The sequence below is a fragment of the Enhydrobacter sp. genome (assembly GCA_025808875.1).
Taxonomy (GTDB): Bacteria; Pseudomonadota; Alphaproteobacteria; order Reyranellales; family Reyranellaceae; genus Reyranella.
On the sequence record CP075528.1, the window covers coordinates 4594240 to 4611054 of the forward strand.

Genomic DNA, 16815 nt, shown 5'->3' on the forward strand with positions numbered 1-16815 from the left:
CCGGGCCTGATCACTCAATGCCTGGCGACGCTCGAAGCGATCGAGGCGGCAACCTGCGAGGCCATCTCGAACTGGGTATCGCGCGTGGTCACGCCGTGGCGCCCGGCGATCCAGCCGAAGTCGGTGTAGGCGACCCACACCGCGCCCGCAGCGTCGCGGTAGACCAGCATGCGCACCGGCCAGTCGAGGCCGGCCTGCGGATTGGCGGCGATGAACTGTGTGCCCAGTGGCGGATTGCCGAAGATCAGCAGCACCGACGGCTTGAGCTCGATGCCCGCCTTGGCGGCAAGGGCCGCCTGGTCGATCTCCTGGAAGAAGCTGATGCCCTTGGCCGCGACGTCTTTCTTGAGGCGGGCGACGGTCTCATCCATCGCATAGGCACTCTTCGTGGCGATGATGCCCGAAGCGGCGACCGGCGGCTTGATGCCGTCGGCCGAGGCGGGTGCGGCCGAGCCGGCGGCGAGCGCGAAGGCAAGGAAGGCGGCAGCGCAGATCTGGGTGAGGCAGTTGGGCATGGGTTTCTCCGTGGTGGATGGACGCGTCAGCGCGTGGTGCCACCTTGAGCGCGCGGTCCGTTCGACTGAAATGCCGATGCGGCATCGGGTCGATGGCCGGCAGCTATGAGGCGCGTCGCGAGCAGCGCAGCGAGCACCAGCGACAAGCCGATGCCGATCACCGTCGCCGTCCAACCGAGACGATCGAAGGCCAGGCCGAGCGCGGCGGTGCCAGCCAGGCCGCCGAGGAAGTAACTCGCGAGATAGAGGCCGCTCGCCGAGCCGCGATCGCTCGTGGCGGCACGGCCGACGAAGCCGGTGGCGGTCGCCTGGGCGAAGAACGTGCCGACGGCGACGAGTGCGAGGCCCAGCAACAATGCCGCCAAGCTCGAGGCCAGCAGCAGCGGCAGGCCGAGCGCGGCAACGGCGAAGGACGCCCACAGGGTCGGCCGCGTGCCGAAGCGGGCCGCGACCCGGCCGGCGAACGGAGTCGTGATCACCGAAGGCAGAAAGACGAGATAGACCGCGCCCAGCATCATCATGCCGATGCCGAACGGCTCGCCCACCAGCACGAAGTTCACGTAGGTGAAGGTGCCGATGAAGGCGAACAGGATCAGGAAGCCGATGGCGAAGGCGGCGCGCAGCGCCGGATTGGCGAGATGCGACAGCCAGCTCGTGAGCGCCGGGCCGTGGCTCATGTCCATCTGCTTCATGGGTGGCGTGCGCTCGACGGTGAACCAGACCAGCACCGCGCCCGACAGATTGAGCGCGGCGAACACCCAGAAATTGGCGGCCAGCCCGAAATGATCGACCAGGCCCGCCGCGAACAGGCGGCCGAACAGGTTGGAGGCGACGTTACCGGTGATGTAGGCGGCGAAGGCACTGGCCGTGTCGGCGGCGCCGGCGTGCTCGCCGAGATGGGCGAGCGTGAGCGCGAACGCGGCCGACATGCAGAGCCCTTGCAGGATGCGCAGCAGGGTGAACAACGGCAGATCCGGCATGGTGGCCAGCAGTGCCGTCGGAAGGGAGAGCAGGGCGAGGCTCGTCAGGATGCCGCGCCGCCGGTCGATCGCCCGGCCGAACAGGGCGACCGCCAGGCCGCCCGCCGCCATGCCGATGGTGCTCGCATTGACGGCGAAACCCATCGCCGCCGGCGTGACCCCGTAGGAGGCAGTCAACGCCGGCAGGATGGCTTGCGTGGCAAACAGGTCGACGACCGTCAGGAAGGCCGTCAGCGCGATCGTGAATGCGCGCAGCAAGCGATCCATGGCGGCCTCTCCGACCTACATGTTGCGATCCTTGGGATCGGCCACGATGTCGAAGGACAGCAGCGTCACCGGCCGGCCGCCGTTGTTCTGCCACCAATGCGCGACGGCATGCGTCTCGCGCGCCACCTCGCCGGCCTTGTGCACGATCGGCACCGTGCAGTTGCTGGCGTGCTCGACGATCTCGCCCGACACGACGTAGATCAGCGCTGGCCGCTCGGCATGGCCGTGCCAGGGGACGATGCCGCCCGGTTGGATCTCGAGGCGGCGCAAGCGCATCAAGTGGCCCTTGGCGGCGATCTTCTCGGCGCCGAGGTCGATCATCGACAGGATATTGTCGCTGACACCCTTGGGACCGTGACCGACCGGCTTGACGGCGTCGGCCTTGATCTTGTCGGCCGGGCACTCGCCGGCGAAAGCGGGGGAGGCGATGCCGAGACCGGCGGCGACCAAGGCTGAAACGGCAAGCGTGCGAATGAACATCGTTTTGCTCCGTGCGTTGAGCCGCAACCGGAGCGGTCGCGGCGGTGCACACAGCATCGGAGCGCGAGCGCCGCGACTGAAATACCGAGTGTCGATTGATTCGATAGCCGCGCGCTACGCCGTGGCGTTGATCCACGGATAGGCGAGGACCTCGCGCACGAAGGCGCCGACCGCCGGCAGGTGCGGGCGGCCGCGCACGGTGACGACCTGGATGGTGCGCACGATCTCGGGATCGATCAGCGGCCGCACGCGCAGGCCGGGCATGGTGACGGCGAACTCGGGAATGAAGCTGAAGCCCAACCCCGCCATCGCCATCGCCTGCACCCAGTCGTCGCGATCGGAGCGGAACACCATCTTCACCTTCGAGCCGTGCTCACGCCACACCTTGCCGGCGTGGTCGAAAAACTCGCACTGCAGGCGGTTGACGTAGGCCTGGCCGTGAAGATCGGCGACGCGCACCGCGTTCTGGCCGTCGAACGGATGGCCCGGGCCGACGCCGATCACGAAGCGCTCATCGTAGAGCCGACGCGCGTGGAAGCGCTCGTCGATCTCGTCGGGTTGGCCGTAGACCGCGACGTCGAGCTGGCCCTCGGCCAGGCGCTCCTGAAGCTCGCCGTGCGAGCCATCCTGCACGACCAGCTTCACCCTGGGATGGCGCTCGCGGAAGGCCTGCAGGAACGGCACGAAGCGGCGCGGCCCGATGGTGCACATCATGCCGAGCTTGAGCTCGACGTCGTCGAGCCTGGCAAAGCTCCTGGCGCGCTCCTTGGCGGCGTCCGTCTCGATCAGCACCTGCGTCAGATGCGGCCGCATCATCTCGCCGAGGCCGGTCAGGTGGGTGTTGTTGCGCTCGCGGCGGAACAACGGACCACCCAGTTCGTCCTCCAGCCCCTTGATCGCCCGGGTCAGCGACGGCTGCGACACGTTGCAGGCCTCGGCCGCGCGCGTGAAGTTCAGCGTCTCGCAGACGGCCAGGAAGTAACGGATCTGATGCATTTCCACGGCGGCGGTCCCCGCAAAGCACCTGCATTGTGCCCGAAGCGATCATAGCCTGCGGCTATCGTCGGCCATACCGGAAGGTATTTCCCTCGGCCTGCAAGCGGGCGCAGATTTCACAGGAATGTCGCTCTCCCGGACCCTGCTCGACCTCAGCCGACGCCACATGGCGGCGCTGCCGCCGCGCGATCGCACCGACTTCGAGGACGAGCTCGACCGGCTGCGCATGATGCGGGTGGTCGAGGACGGCTTGCGCGAAGGCGACGTGCTGCCCGACTTCTCTCTCAAGGATGGCGCGGGGCGAACGAGAACGTCGGGCGAGCTACTCGATCGCGGGCCGCTGGTGCTCGCCCTGTTCCGGGGCGATTGGTGTCCGTACTGCGAACTCACGATGGCCGCCCTCGAGGAGGCACGGCCGGCCATCGAGGCCCTGGGCTCGCACGCGGTCGGCGTCATACCCAACGACCCCGAACCGATTGCCCGGATGGCCGAGCAACGTGGCATCCGCTATCTGCTGCTCGCCGATCCCGAGCACAGCCTGGCGCGCATGTGCGGGCTCGCCTACGAGCTCTCGCCCGGTCATCGACGCATTCACCGCGAACGCGGGCGTCGCTTCGACCGACTGCCCGTGCCCGCCGTCTTCGTGGCCGACTCGAGTGCCCGCGTGGCCTACGCCTTCGCCGACGTCGATCCGGCGCGCTGGCCGGATCCCGAAGCGCTGCTCGCGTGCCTGCACGAGCTGCGCGATGTGCACGCGCTATCGAAACGGTAGGCACTCGGCATTTCATCGCCGCCTGGCGGGCGCGCACGGTGCGATCAACCCATCGAGGAGATCGCACATGCTTCAGGGCAAGACCGCCATCGTCACCGGATCCACGTCGGGCATCGGGCTCGGCATCGCCGAGGCCTTCGCCCGCTCAGGCGCCAACGTCGTGCTGAACGGCTTCGGCGAGGCGATGCAGATCGAGAAAACGCGCTCGGAGCTCGCCGAGCGCACCAACGCCAAGATCGTCTATTCACCGGCCGACATGAGCAAGCCCAGGGCGATCGAGCACATGGTGCGCCAGACGGTCGACACCTTCGGCGCCGTCGACATCATGGTGAACAACGCCGGCATCCAGCACGTCGCGCCGATCGACGAGTTCCCCGACGAAAAGTGGGACGCCATCCTGGCGATCAACCTCTCCTCGGCCTTCCATGCCACCAAGCTGGTGCTGCCGGGCATGCGCCAGAAGGGCTGGGGGCGCGTCATCAACGTCGCCTCTGCGCATGCTCTGGTCGCCTCACCCTATAAGGCGGCCTATGTCGCGGCCAAGCACGGCGTGCTCGGCCTCACCAAGGTTACGGCGCTGGAGGGCGCCGAGGACGGCATCACCTGCAACGCGCTCTGCCCCGGCTACGTGCGTACACCGCTGGTCGAGCAGCAGATCGACGACCAGGCGAAGGCGCATGGCATCCCACGCGACAAGGTCATCTCCGACGTGCTGCTCAAGAATCAGCCCAACAAGCGTTTCGTCGAGGTCGCCGAGCTCGCCGCCCTCGCCGTCTTCCTGTGCTCCGACAGCGGTGCCTCGGTGACCGGCGCGGCGCTGCCGATGGACGGCGGCTGGACCGCGCACTGAGCAGGGAGGAGCGGACCATGCAGATCAAACGCATCAGCCTCGCCCTGCAGGGCGGCGGCGCCCATGGCGCCTATACTTGGGGGGTGCTCGACAAGTTGCTCGAGGACGAGCGCATCGAGGTCGAAGCCATCTCTGGCACCTCGGCAGGCGCCATGAACGCGGCGGTGTTCGCCGACGGCATGGGCCGCGGCGGCCGCCCCGAGGCCCGGCACGCCCTCGAGATGTTCTGGCGCAACATCAGCCAGGCGGCGCAGTATGGGCCGCTGCAGCCAACGCCGTTCGATCGGCTGGGCGGCGGCTGGAACCTCGACCATTCAGCCGCCTTCGTCGCCTTCGACATGCTGACGCGCATGCTCTCGCCCTACCAGCTCAATCCCATGAACCACAATCCGCTGCGGCGGGTACTTGAGGCCTCCGTCGACTTCGACCGCCTCGAGGGTTGCCGCGCCGTCAAGCTGTTCATCAGCGCGACCAACGTGAAGACCGGCAAGGTGCGTGTCTTCAAATCGGGTGAGGTCACGCCCGACGTGCTGCTCGCCTCGGCCTGCCTGCCGTTCCTGTTCCAGGCCGTCAGCATCGAGGGCGATCCCTACTGGGATGGCGGCTACATGGGGAATCCGGCGATCTTTCCGCTGATCTACGGTGCGCAATCGCCCGATGTGGTGATCGTGCAGGTCAATCCGCTCGGCTCCGACCGGGTGCCGACCACCGCGCCCGAGATCATGAACCGCCTGAACGAGATCAGCTTCAATTCGTCGCTGATGCGCGAGATGCGGGCGATTTCCTTCGTGACCGACCTGATCGATCAGGGCAAGCTCGATTCCAACCAGTACAAGCGCGTCAACGTGCACTGGATCGAGGCCGAGAAGCAGATGCGGGGGTTGGGGGTGTCCAGCAAGCTCAATGCGCGCATGGATTTCCTGCTCCATCTGAAGCAGATCGGCCGCGAGGTCGCCGAGCGCTGGATCGCCGACCATTTCGACGCGCTCGGCGAACGCTCGACCATCGACATCAAGGAGAAGTTCCTGTGAAACGGGCGGATATCCTCGGTCTCTCCTCGATGCCGGCCGCGAGCCCGAGCTATCCGCTGCCGCCCTTCCGCTTCGTCGATCGCGAGTACATGGTCGTGGTCTACGAGAGCGACCCCGATGCGATCCGCGCCGCCGTGCCGGAGCCGCTGATGCCCGATCCGTCCAACCAGGTCTTCTACGAATGGATCCGCATGCCCGACTCCTCGGGCTTCGGCGACTACACCGAATCGGGCGTCGTCATCCCCTGTTCGTTCGAGGGGCGGCCGGCCAACTTCGTGTCCCAGATGTATCTCGACGACGATCCGCCGATCGCGGCGGGGCGCGAGATCTGGGGCTTTCCCAAGAAGCTGGCCAATCCCAGGCTCGAGCTGGTCAAGGACACGCTGACCGGCACGCTCGACTATGCGGGTCAGCGAGTCGCCATGGGAACGATGGCCTACAAGCACGAGAACCTGTCGCGTCGTCCGGCCAGGACAGCCGCCAGCCTGCGCAAACTGCAGTGCCTGCTGAAGATCATTCCCGATGTCGACGGCAGGCCGAAGATCGCCCAGCTCGTCGGCCTGCACCTGACCGAGATCACGGTGAAGGGCTCGTGGGCCGGGCCCGCGCGCCTGCATCTGGTGCCGCACGTCAACGCGCCGGTCGCCGATCTGCCGGTGCACAGGGTGATCGGCGGACGCCATTTCGTCGCCGATCTCACGCTGCCCGGCGGTGAGGTCCTGGTCGACTACATGAAGAGTTGATCGCGCCTCGCTAGGCGGCTGAGGCCACCTCCGATAGAGTCGGCGCGCCATGGCCGCCGACATCACCGTCCAGACGTCGACCGCCCGCCCGGCCAGGCGGCGGACGCCTGCCTTCGGCCTGAGCTGGCGCATCCTCGGCATGGTGGTCGCCGCGGTGATGACGGCCGAGGTCCTGCTGTTCCTGCCGTCGATCGCGCGCTTTCGCCTGGTCTATCTCGAGCAGCTGATCGAATCGGGGACCCTGGCCGCGCTCGCGCTCGATGCGACGCCCGACAACATGGTGACCGAGGAGGTCAAGCGTTCGCTGCTCAACCATGCGAGGGTCGACGCGGTCGTGCTGGTCGAGCCGAATAAGCCGCGACGCATGCTGAAGAACATCGCACCGTCGCCGGAAATGCCCGGCTTCAACCTCAAGAATCGCGACGCGCTCGGCCTGATCTGGGACGCCCTCGCAGCCATGTCGCGAGACGGCGCCTACTACATGCGGGTGGGCGGCGAATCGATGCGGTTGCCCGGCGCCATGGTGTGGATCGTGGTTGACGAGCTGCCGATGCGCATCGCCATGTACGAGTACACGGGCCGCATCCTGGCGCTGTCGATCATCATCGCGCTCTTCACCGCGCTGCTGCTTTACCTCGCGCTGCGCTGGCTGGTGATCCGCCCGCTGCAGGGCCTGTCGGCCGACATGACGTCGTTCCGCCGCGCGCCCGAGGAGGGGGGCACCGAGCGCCGTCCGACCGAGCGCAACGACGAGATCGGCGTGGTCGACCAGGAGTTCCAGAACCTGCAGCGCGAGATTCGCGCCTCGCTGCTCCAGAAGTCGCGCCTTGCCGAGGTCGGTGCCGCCTCAAACAAGATCGCCCACGACATCCGCAACATCCTGTCGACGGCCCGCCTCCTGTCCGATCGCCTGACCAGCATCGGCGACGAGCGCACCCGCTCCCTCGCGCCGACCATCCTCGGCACGATCGACCGCGCCGCGCGGTTGGCGAGCGATGCGCTCGAATACGTGCGCGACCGGCCGACGCCCCGCCGCGTCGAGTTCGATCTGGCCGACCTGGTCGACGAGGTCGGCGTGACACTGCAGGAGCAGGGCGAGGATCGCGACCCCAACCTCGTGCGTCTGTGGCGCAGCGAGGTTTCGGCCGACCTGCGGGTGCGCGCCGATCGCGACCTGCTCTACCGCGTATTCGCCAATCTCGGCCGCAACGCCTTCGATGCCGGCGCCAAGGCCGTTGCCGTGCGCGCCCGCGCCGATGGCGAGTCCGTCCAAATCGATGTCGAGGACGACGGTCCCGGCATTCCCGATGCGGTGGCGTCGCAGCTCTTCAAGCCCTTCACGACCGGTGGACGCGCCGGCGGCGCCGGCCTTGGTCTTGCCATCGCCCGCGATCTCGTGCAGGTCCATGGCGGCGACATCGCGCTCGTCGCGACGGGCCCCCAGGGGACGGTCTTCCGCTTCACGCTGCCGCTTTGACGGCTATAGGGCTTTGAGCTTCGTCGTGAATTGGTGCACGCGCTCGGCGTTGACGCCGAGGTCGGAACGGCCGACCCGGCTCTTGGACCTGATGTCGATGCGGCTGCCCGGTCCGTCGGCCCGGATGCGCACGACGATGTCGTCGCGAAAACCGAACCACCGCGTCGTCTCGACGGCCTCGAGGCGACCCTCGGTGGGCGCGCGCGCCACGATGTCCCACCCCATCTCCGTCGCCACGCGATCGGCCCGCCGAAACGCCTCGGCCGGCGGAATGGCGAGCCTCACCGGCTGGATCTCCGGATAGAAAGCCCGCTGCAAGTCGGCGAATTCGCGCGCATAGGCCGCTGGCGTGTGCGCCCCCCGGCGCATCTGCAAGGTGACGACCAGCGCCGGCGGATCGGCGGTATCTGTGCTGACGTCGTTCAGTTGCGGCGTCGCCCGCGCATCGAGGAACCACTTCAGCGGCATCCACGCGCCGCCGGCGCCGATCACGATGGCGAGAACGGCGGCGACGAACCCACGGCGACGCTCGCCGGGCCGCGTCGGCAGGACGGTGGCGAGCCCGAGCGCGACACCGCCGGCGCAAAGATAGAAGCCGTAGCGAAACAGGCCGAGCGCGCCTTCGATATCGATACCGACGTAGCGGTAGAGCGGTCCCGCGACGGCAACGCAGATCGCGCCCACGCACGCCGTGATGAAGGCCAGACGTGCGAGGCGGTGGCTCAATTTGTTGACCGGCCGGACGAACAGCAACATCGCCTCTCCGCTGTCACGGCATGGTAACCGCTCATACGGAGACGTCTACCCGCCCCACTTGCACATCGCGCGCGCCTTCTCTATGCGCCCCCCATGACGACGACCGCGACCGCGGACGAACAGCGCCGCGCGATGGCGGCGGGCTTGCTTGCCATCGCGCTGTGGAGCGCGCTCGCGACGTTGTCCGTCCTGGCCGGTCCGATCCCGCCGTTCCAGATGGTTGCCATGACGTTCGCCGTCGGCGCGGCGATCGGGGTTGCCAGGGCGCGGCGCCGCGGCGTGGCCTGGGTTGCGCTGACGCGCTGGCCGGCACGGGTATGGCTGCTCGGCATCGGCGGGCTGTTCGGCTACCACGCGCTCTACTTCGCCGCCTTGCAGATCGCGCCGCCGGCCGAAGCCAATCTCGTCAACTATCTGTGGCCGCTGCTCATCGTGCTCCTGTCGGCGCCGCTCGCCGGCGCGCGCCTGGGCTGGACGCACCTCGTGGGAGCGCTGCTCGGCTTCGCCGGCGTCGTGCTGCTCGCCGTGGCACGCGGCGTGAGTTTCGGCGACCAGCATGCGCTCGGCTACCTGCTGGCGCTGGGCTGCGCCTTCGCCTGGTCGCTCTACTCGGTGCTGTCGCGCCGCTTCGGCGAGACGCCGACCGACGCCATCGCCTCCTTCTGTGCCGCCTCGGCACTGCTGTCGCTGCTCGCGCATCTGATGTTCGAGCAGACGACGTGGCCGGCGACACCCGTCGCCTGGCTGGCCGTGCTGGCGCTCGGTCTCGGCCCGACGGGCGGCGCTTTCTATCTCTGGGATCACGCCGTCAAGCGCGGCGACATCCGGGCGCTCGGCGCGATCTCCTATGCAACGCCGATCCTGTCGACCGCGCTGCTCATCGCCGCCGGCCTGGCCGAACCGACGGCCGCGTTGCTGCTCGCCGCGACGCTCGTCACGGCCGGCGCCGTGCTCGCCTCGCGCGATCTGTGGAAGAGATAGTATTCATTGCCCCGGGGTCCACCCCGGCGGGGCGAGCTCGAAGTGGCGAAACTCGAAGGCCGGCGCGACGGTGCAGCCGACCAGGGTCCAGTTGCCGAGCGATCGCGCGGACTGCCAGGCATGGCGCGGCACGACGGCCTGCGGCGCTTCGCCGATGCGCAGATCGACGCCGAGCCGCAGATGTCGGATCGTTCGGCCGTCGTCGCTGATCGCCAGCTCGAGCGGCGCGCCGGCGTAGAAGTGCCAGACCTCGTCGGCGTCGACGCGATGCCAATGCGAGCGTTCACCGGCTCTCAACAGGAAATAGATCGCCGTCGACGCCCCGCGCGGAGAGTCGGGGGCGCGAAACGTCTCGCCGAAATGGCCGCCCTCGGGATGCGGCCGCAATCCGAGCCGCGCGATGATCTCGTCCGCCGTCACGTCGGTGCGATCACGCCGGCGGCGGCACCGTCGCCTTGATCGACGGCAACCTGGAGACCTGGGCGAACCACTTGGCGAGCTTGGGCCGACTGGCGCGCCAATCGTGATGGGCGAAGCGGAAATCGAGATAGCCGAGTGCACACACGACCGAGATGGTTCCGAGCGTGAGCTTGCCCTTGAGCGACTTCGTCTCGGCCTCGAGCTGATCGAGCACGCCGTCGATCTTCTTCATCTGGCCGTCGATCCAGTCCTTCCAGCGCTTGTCCTCCGGGCGCAGGAAGGTCTCGTAGCGCGCCAGCAATGCGGCATCGAGCAGACCGTCGGCCATCGCCTGCAGGCGCAGCGCCACCCAGCGATCGCGGCCCTTGCGCGGCAGCAGCTTGCGGCCCTTGTGCTGGCCGTCGAGGTATTCGCAGATCACCGGCGAGTCGAAGAGATCCATGCCCTTGACCGACAGCACCGGGATCTTGCCGACCGGATTGTGCTTGTCGACGTCGGCGTTCGGCGCCGTCGGCGACAGCACGACGTTCACCATGTCGATCTTCTTGTCGAGTTTGGCCTCCAGCGCCGTGACCCGGACCTTGCGGGCATAGGGCGACGCCGGCGAGTAGTAGAGCTTCATCTTGGCCATCGTCGGTCTCCTTGCGGCCGGCGCTCAGCCGCCGGCGATCTGGGGAATCTCCGTGTCGTTGAGGCGCACCTTGCGCGCGACGTCGAGCAGCTGCTGCCACGTGGTGGTGTCGATAGGCACGCCGTTCTTCTCGCGCTCGGCGCGCCGCGTGCGCTCTGGCTCGCCCGGCGCCAGTACCTCGGCGACGCCCGGCTGCGGCCGCGCCGATTTCACCCAGGTGATGAAGGTCTCGACCTCGTCCTCGAACATCTCGGTGCCGCCCATCGAGGCCGGATCGATGATGATCGACAGCATGTTGTTGATGATGTCGGTGCCGTCCTTCTTGATGGTGCGCGGGCTGTGGGTGCGGCCGCCGGTGAGAGCGCCGGCGAGGATGTCGCAGATCACCGCCAAGCCGCCGCCCTTGTGCAGCCCGAACGGCAGGATCGCGCCATAAGGCGAATTGTACATCACGCCGGGGTCGGTCGTCGGGTTGCCCAGCGAATCGATGAGCAGGCCGTCCTCCATCGCCGCCTTCTTGTTGTTGGCGACGCGGACCTTGCCCATCGCCACCTGGCTGGTCGCGAAGTCGAGCACGATCGGTTCCTTGCCCTTGCGCGGCACCGCCGTGCAGTACGGGTTGGTGGTGAAGCGCGGCTCGGCGCCGCCGAAGGGCGCGACCAGCGACTTGTGGCCATGCACGTTCACCCAATGCGTGCTCACCATGCCGGCGCGCGCGCATTGCTCGCCCCAATGGCCGATGCGTCCGATGTGGTGGGAGTTCTTGAGGCCGACCACGCAGACACCGTGCTTCTTCGCGCGTTCGATGCCGATATCCATCGCTTCCTTGGCGATCACCTGGCCGTAGCCGGCGCCGCCGTCGATCACAACGACGGCGCCATTGTCCTTCACGATCTTTGCGTGATGGTTACGGACGCAACGGCCGGTCGTGGTGTTCTGGATGTAGGCCGGCATCATGCCGACACCGTGGCTGTCGTGGCCGAACAGGTTAGCCAGCACCAGATGGTCGGCCACCAGCCTGGCTTCCGCGTCGGTGCTGCCGTCGGCCCGGCAGATCGCCATGGTGAACGCATGCAACCGATCCGGCTTCACCCGGATTTCCCCGACTACCCCCTGCCCGTCCGTCATGTGCAAGCCCGCTCCGTTTCCAGCTTTTCGCCGCGCAAGGTTCCGCGCCCGGACGACGGAGTCAACACACCGTCGGAAGGACAATCGGCTGTGGCTATGTTATTGAAAGAAATGCGCTTTAGGGCCGCCTGCCTTCTTCTCCTGCTGCTCGTCGGCACGATGGCGCAGGCCCAGACGCCGACCGTTCCGCAGCGGCCGTTCGGCCAGATCGTCGATGTCTGGACGCGCCAGCTCGATCGGATCGCCGACCGGGCGACCCAGCCGGGCGTACTGGCCGGCGAGATCGACGCATTGCGCGAGGAGGTAACCGACGTCCGGCTCGCGGCGAGCGCGGCGGCGCAACTCGCCCGCAGCAATCTCGCCGACATCCGTCGGCTCCTGGTGCCGTTGGAGGTGAAACCGGGACCGGATCGGCCGGCCGAGACCGATGAGGTCAGGGCCGAGCGCCAGAGGCTGACCGAGCAGGCAGCGATCAGCGAGGGGCGCGTCAAGCAAAGTGAAGTCGTGATCGCCCGCGCCAACCAGCTGCTCGAGCACATGACCCGGCTTCGCGGCCAGGTCGTCCTAAACATCCTGCTGCGCCGCGACGCCTCGCCCCTGTCCGGCGAAGTCCTGCGCAATGTCGGCACCGAGTTCGCCGCTTCCATGCAGGGCTTGATGTCAGCCTTCTCGAAGTGGGCGCGCGAGGGTCCGCGGGCGCTGCGCGACGGCGCGCGCGACCTGACCGGTCTCGCCGCCTGGGCGGCCCTGACGGTGGTGCTTTGGTGGCTGGGCCGAACGCTCGCCCGACGGTTCGGCCGCGGCCACCACAACGAGCCCGGGCAGCGCGACCGTACGATCGCAGCGGCGATCGACGGGCTGGGATTGGTGCTCGTTCCCATCCTCGCCGTATGGCTGATTGGCCGCCTGCTCGTCGCGACCGATCCGCCGCAGCCGCTCGCGATGCTGTTGCCCGAGCTGGTGTTGCGGCTGATCGTTCTCCTGCTCGTGCTCGGCATGACGACGACGGCGCTGGCGCCCGACCGACCGGCCTGGCGGGTGCTTCCTCTCACCGACCCGGCGGCCCGCCTGCTGGCACAAGCGCTGCGCCGTCTCATCGTCGTCGGTACCGCCCTCGACTTCCTCTATCTGGCGCTGGTCCAGGATGGCCAATACCCGGCGCTATCGTCGTTGAGCGCCCTCGTCCTGGCGGGATCGCTCGCCTTTCTGGCCCTGCCGGTATTGGGCAACGCCGCGTGGCAGGCCTCCCGCCCAGAAGGCTCGGACCGGCCCTTCCTCGTCGGCGGCACCTTATGGACGGCAACGCGCGTGGGCCTGCGCGCGGTGCTGCTGTCGTCGATCGCCTTCGCCCTGCTGGGCTATGTCGTGCTCGCGACGCACATCCATACGGCGCTGGCATGGACCTGCCTGCTGGTGGCGCTTGCGCTGACGGCTCACAGGTTGGCAGGCGATCTGTTGGAAACGATGGCTGCTCCCGATACGCCGACCGGTGCATGGGTCCGGCGTCTGTTCGGGCTCCCTGCGGACATCACGCTCCGCGGGCAGCACATCGCTTTGCTGCTGATCGACGTGGCCCTTGTCGTGGCGCTCGCCCTCACGATACCCGCGGCGTGGAACGTCGACACCGATGCGATTCTGCGCGGCATGGCGCAGGTCGTGATGGGCGTGAAGATCGGCGGCGTCACGATCTCCCTGCGCGACATCGCCCTTTCGCTGATCACCTTCGCCGTCTGCATGCTTCTGGTGCGGCTGGTGCGGCGGATCGTGCGCGACCGGGTCATGCCGACCGTCGACGCCTCCTTGCCGATGCGTCAGTCGGTCGATGCCGGGCTCAACTATGCCGGCGTGGCGATCGCACTTCTCGTCGCCATCGGCGCGCTCGGCATCGACTTCACCAACCTTGCCATCGTGCTGGGCGCGCTGTCGGTCGGCATCGGCCTCGGCCTGCAGAACATCGCCAACAACATCATCTCGGGTGTGCTCCTGCTCGTGGAGCGGTCGATCAAGGCCGGTGACTGGATTTCGGTGTCCGGCCACGAAGGCTTCGTGCGGCGCATCAACATCCGTGCCACCGAAATCGAGACCTTCCAGCGCACGCATGTCATCGTGCCCAACAGCGTCTTCCTGCAGAATCCCGTGGTCAACCGGACGTATTCCGACACGTCGAGCCGCATCGACCTGCCGATCACCGTCGCCCTGGCGACCGATCCGGCGAAGATGGAGGCGATCCTTCGCGATTGCGCGCTCGGTCATCCCCGGGTGTTGCGGGTGCCGGCACCGATCGTGCGCTTCGTGCGGGTCACGCCGACCGGGCTGGAGTTCGAGCTCTATGTCTTCGTCGCCCGCCTCGAAGACCGCATCGTGGTGACCAACGATCTCAATCGTGCGATCCTCGCGAGGATGATCGAAGAAAAGATCGTCAACCCGACGCCGCCGCCTCCCGAATATCGTGTGCGCGACCTCGACAGGATCGCCGAGGCCTTGAGGACGGATCGTGCCGCCGCGCCGCCGCGTTGAACCGCCGCCGCGGCGCTGGCCGCCGATCGTGCTCCTCGTCCTGGGTGTCCTGGCCGGCGCGATGCTCTGGGCGTATGCGCCGACCTTGCCGCCGGACTTGCTGGTCGAACGCTATGCCGACGAGCGGTCGCGTTTCCTCGACATCGGCGGCGCGCGCGCCCATGTCCGGGAGGAGGGCAATCCCGACGGAATGCCCATCGTGCTGCTCCATGGATCGCTCGCCTCGCTCCATGTCTGGGAAGGATGGACCGCGGCGCTCAAGGATCGCGCGCGCCTGATATCGGTCGACCTGCCCGGCCACGGGTTGACGGGCGCCTGGCCCCGCGACGAGTACACGATCGATGCCTACGCGGATTTCGTCGAAGTGCTGGTCGATGTCCTGCATCTCGATCGTTTCGCCATCGTCGGTCATTCGATGGGTGGGGCGGTGGCCTGGACCTTCGCCGCCACCCGGCCCGACCGCGTATCCCATCTGATCCTCGTCGACGCCGCGGGCTACCCGCGTCAGGGCGAGGCGCCGCTGTCGCTGCGCGTCGCTCGCCTGCCCGTGCTGGGCGGGCTCAGCCTGTGGTTCCACCCCGAGATGCTGATACGGCGCTCGCTCAAGGACATGTACGCCGATCCGAAAGAGGCGACGCCGGAGCGCGTGGTGCGCTACAGCGACCTGCAGCGGTTTCCGGGCAACCGCGAGGCGATGCTGCAGCGCCTGAGGACGCAGGAACCGCTCGACCCGACGCCGCTCAAGCGGCTCAACGTGCCGACGATGATCCTGTGGGGCGCCAAGGATCGCTGGTCCTCGCCCGCCATCGGGGCGCGCTTCCAGCGCGACATCAAGGGCGCCCGGCTGAAGGTCCTGGAAAAGCTCGGCCACAATCCGATGGAAGAGGATCCGATCGCCTCGGCGGTCGTCGTGGATGCCTTCCTGCCGGCCAGCCTCGTGCCGCCGGCACCCCTGCCGGCCCCGCCCGCCGAGACGACGCAGGATGTCATACCGCCCTCCGACACGCTGAACGATGCGCCGCCTCTGGAAATTCCCCTGCCGCCCACGGCCGAGGAGCTGATGATCGTCGTGCCCCTTCCGCCACCGACCAGCGCCACGACCGACGAGCCGGCAGCCGATTCGATTCCCAAGGCCGGGCGCAACTAACCCAGATCGTCGACGTCGTTGCGCAGCTTCCGGCCGTCGCGAAAGCGGGCGAGATTGTCGAGGAAGATGTCGAAGATCGCCTCGTTCTGCCCCCGGCTGTGACTTGCCGTGTGCGGCGAGACAAGGACATTGGGCAGGTCCCACAACGGCGAGGCGGGATCGAGCGGCTCGCGTTCGAACACGTCGAGATAGGCGCCGGCGAGCTTGCCGCTCCGCAGCGCCGCGATCACGTCGGCTTCAACCGCGACCTCGCCTCGCGCCACGTTGATGAAGTGCGCGCCGTCCGGCATCGCAGCGAAGGCCCTGGCGTCGGCGAGCCCGCGCGTCAAGTCGGAGGCCGGACAGCACAGGATCAGCCAGTCGGCCCGCGGCAGCACGTCGAAGAGCGCCGCGTAGGCGACAACGCCGTCCCACAGTGGGGCGAGCGCAGGCGTGCGGCGCACGCCGATCACCGTCATGTCGAGCGCCTTCAGGAGTCGCGCGAGGTTCTGGCCGATCGGGCCCATGCCGACGATCACGGCGGTCTGGCCCTCGAGATCGCGCGGCGAGCGCTCGCCCAGCCGCGGCTCCCACGCGTGGCGGCGCTGAGCATCGGCCAGCAGCGGGAAGCGACGGTTGAGCGCGATCAGCGCACCGAGCGTGCTGTGCGCCACGGTGACGGCGGTGGCGCCCGAGGCCGTCGTCACCTTGACGCCACGATCGCGCAGCTCGCGATAGATCGGCCGCTCGGCGCCGGCCGGATGGATCTGCAGCCAGCGCAGGTCCGGCGACTTGCGCAGCACCGTCTCGAAGCCGGCGAGCTCGGGGGTCGGGTTATCCTTGCTCGACTTGCCGGTCACCTCGCGGGTCATGAAGGCGATGTCGGCGTCGCACGGCCCCGGCGCGGCCAGGGCCTCCTCGGCCGTCACGAACTCGACGCCGTCGATGCGCTTGCCCCAGGTACGCAGGGCGTGTGCCGACAGCAGGAGCCTCATCGAGCGGTCAAGTGCTCCATCACCTTGGCAAACGCCTGGTCGGCGATGGCCTCGATCTCGGCCGTCGTGCGGTTCTGGATCGGATGCGGCACGTAGACCACGGCGGGCTCGAAGCCCAGCGATTCGGACTGCGCCGTTACGCCCTCGGCG

Annotated in this window: 17 protein-coding genes; 8 read left to right on the forward strand and 9 right to left on the reverse strand. The window is 68.0% G+C overall.

Annotated features, from left to right (window positions below; translation table 11 throughout):
- Positions 1-14: 14 nt before the first annotated feature.
- From KIT25_22835 to KIT25_22850, 4 genes are all read right to left on the reverse strand, one after another.
- Positions 15-515 carry a DUF302 domain-containing protein gene (locus tag KIT25_22835; protein ID UYN94823.1) on the reverse strand — a complete coding sequence of 167 codons (501 nt, stop codon included), beginning with the start codon at positions 513-515 and terminating at the stop codon, positions 15-17.
- A gap of 26 nt (positions 516-541) precedes the next feature.
- Complete coding sequence (locus tag KIT25_22840; protein ID UYN94824.1) at positions 542-1762, reverse strand: MFS transporter; 1221 nt, start codon at positions 1760-1762, stop codon at positions 542-544.
- Positions 1763-1777: 15 nt separating this feature from the next.
- Positions 1778-2242 (reverse strand): cupin domain-containing protein, encoded by a 465-nt coding sequence (locus KIT25_22845; protein UYN94825.1) that lies wholly within the window; start codon positions 2240-2242, stop codon positions 1778-1780.
- A 114-nt stretch (positions 2243-2356) separates the two neighbouring features.
- Positions 2357-3244 (reverse strand): LysR family transcriptional regulator, encoded by an 888-nt coding sequence (locus KIT25_22850; GenBank protein ID UYN94826.1) that lies wholly within the window; start codon positions 3242-3244, stop codon positions 2357-2359.
- A 118-nt stretch (positions 3245-3362) separates the two neighbouring features.
- Between KIT25_22850 and KIT25_22855 the strand changes: the two genes are divergently transcribed.
- From KIT25_22855 to KIT25_22875, 5 genes are all read left to right on the forward strand, one after another.
- Positions 3363-4010, forward strand: coding sequence for an AhpC/TSA family protein (locus KIT25_22855; GenBank protein ID UYN94827.1), 648 nt, complete (start codon positions 3363-3365; stop codon positions 4008-4010).
- Positions 4011-4077: 67 nt separating this feature from the next.
- Positions 4078-4860: a 3-hydroxybutyrate dehydrogenase gene (locus KIT25_22860; protein UYN94828.1), complete on the forward strand. Its 783-nt coding sequence runs from the start codon at positions 4078-4080 to the stop codon at positions 4858-4860.
- Positions 4861-4877: 17 nt separating this feature from the next.
- Positions 4878-5891 (forward strand): patatin-like phospholipase family protein, encoded by a 1014-nt coding sequence (locus KIT25_22865; GenBank protein ID UYN94829.1) that lies wholly within the window; start codon positions 4878-4880, stop codon positions 5889-5891.
- Positions 5892-5920: 29 nt separating this feature from the next.
- Positions 5921-6634: an acetoacetate decarboxylase gene (locus tag KIT25_22870; protein UYN98032.1), complete on the forward strand. Its 714-nt coding sequence runs from the start codon at positions 5921-5923 to the stop codon at positions 6632-6634.
- 49 nt (positions 6635-6683) lie between these two features.
- A complete protein-coding gene (locus KIT25_22875; GenBank protein UYN94830.1) occupies positions 6684-8111 on the forward strand; it encodes a HAMP domain-containing histidine kinase in 1428 nt (475 codons plus the stop codon).
- Between the two features lie 3 nt (positions 8112-8114).
- On the opposite strand, the gene KIT25_22880 is transcribed toward KIT25_22875, so the two are convergent.
- Positions 8115-8867: a DUF1499 domain-containing protein gene (locus tag KIT25_22880; protein UYN94831.1), complete on the reverse strand. Its 753-nt coding sequence runs from the start codon at positions 8865-8867 to the stop codon at positions 8115-8117.
- 93 nt (positions 8868-8960) lie between these two features.
- On the opposite strand from KIT25_22880, the gene KIT25_22885 reads away from it, so the two are divergent.
- Positions 8961-9848, forward strand: coding sequence for an EamA family transporter (locus KIT25_22885; protein UYN94832.1), 888 nt, complete (start codon positions 8961-8963; stop codon positions 9846-9848).
- 3 nt (positions 9849-9851) lie between these two features.
- Here the strand turns inward: KIT25_22885 and KIT25_22890 are convergent, their stop codons facing one another.
- From KIT25_22890 to KIT25_22900, 3 genes are read right to left on the reverse strand one after another with little or no spacing between them, the layout of a single operon-like run.
- Entirely contained in the window at positions 9852-10268 is a 417-nt protein-coding gene (locus KIT25_22890) for a cupin domain-containing protein (GenBank protein UYN94833.1), read from the reverse strand.
- Positions 10269-10278: 10 nt separating this feature from the next.
- On the reverse strand, positions 10279-10890 hold the full coding sequence (locus tag KIT25_22895) for a glutathione S-transferase family protein (GenBank protein UYN98033.1): 612 nt from the start codon (positions 10888-10890) through the stop codon (positions 10279-10281).
- A 33-nt stretch (positions 10891-10923) separates the two neighbouring features.
- Positions 10924-11991, reverse strand: a complete 1068-nt coding sequence (locus tag KIT25_22900) for a malate/lactate/ureidoglycolate dehydrogenase (GenBank protein UYN94834.1) — start codon at positions 11989-11991, stop codon at positions 10924-10926.
- A 147-nt stretch (positions 11992-12138) separates the two neighbouring features.
- Between KIT25_22900 and KIT25_22905 the strand changes: the two genes are divergently transcribed.
- Both KIT25_22905 and KIT25_22910 read left to right on the forward strand, forming a co-directional pair.
- A complete protein-coding gene (locus KIT25_22905; protein UYN94835.1) occupies positions 12139-14544 on the forward strand; it encodes a mechanosensitive ion channel family protein in 2406 nt (801 codons plus the stop codon).
- The gene (locus KIT25_22910) at positions 14522-15691 is read left to right on the forward strand and encodes an alpha/beta hydrolase (GenBank protein ID UYN94836.1); all 1170 of its coding nucleotides are present in this window, start codon (positions 14522-14524) and stop codon (positions 15689-15691) included. The genes KIT25_22905 and KIT25_22910 overlap by 23 nt, the downstream gene beginning before the upstream one ends.
- On the opposite strand, the gene KIT25_22915 is transcribed toward KIT25_22910, so the two are convergent.
- Positions 15688-16665: a D-2-hydroxyacid dehydrogenase gene (locus KIT25_22915; GenBank protein ID UYN94837.1), complete on the reverse strand. Its 978-nt coding sequence runs from the start codon at positions 16663-16665 to the stop codon at positions 15688-15690. The genes KIT25_22910 and KIT25_22915 overlap by 4 nt on opposite strands.
- Positions 16666-16815 lie beyond the last annotated feature (150 nt).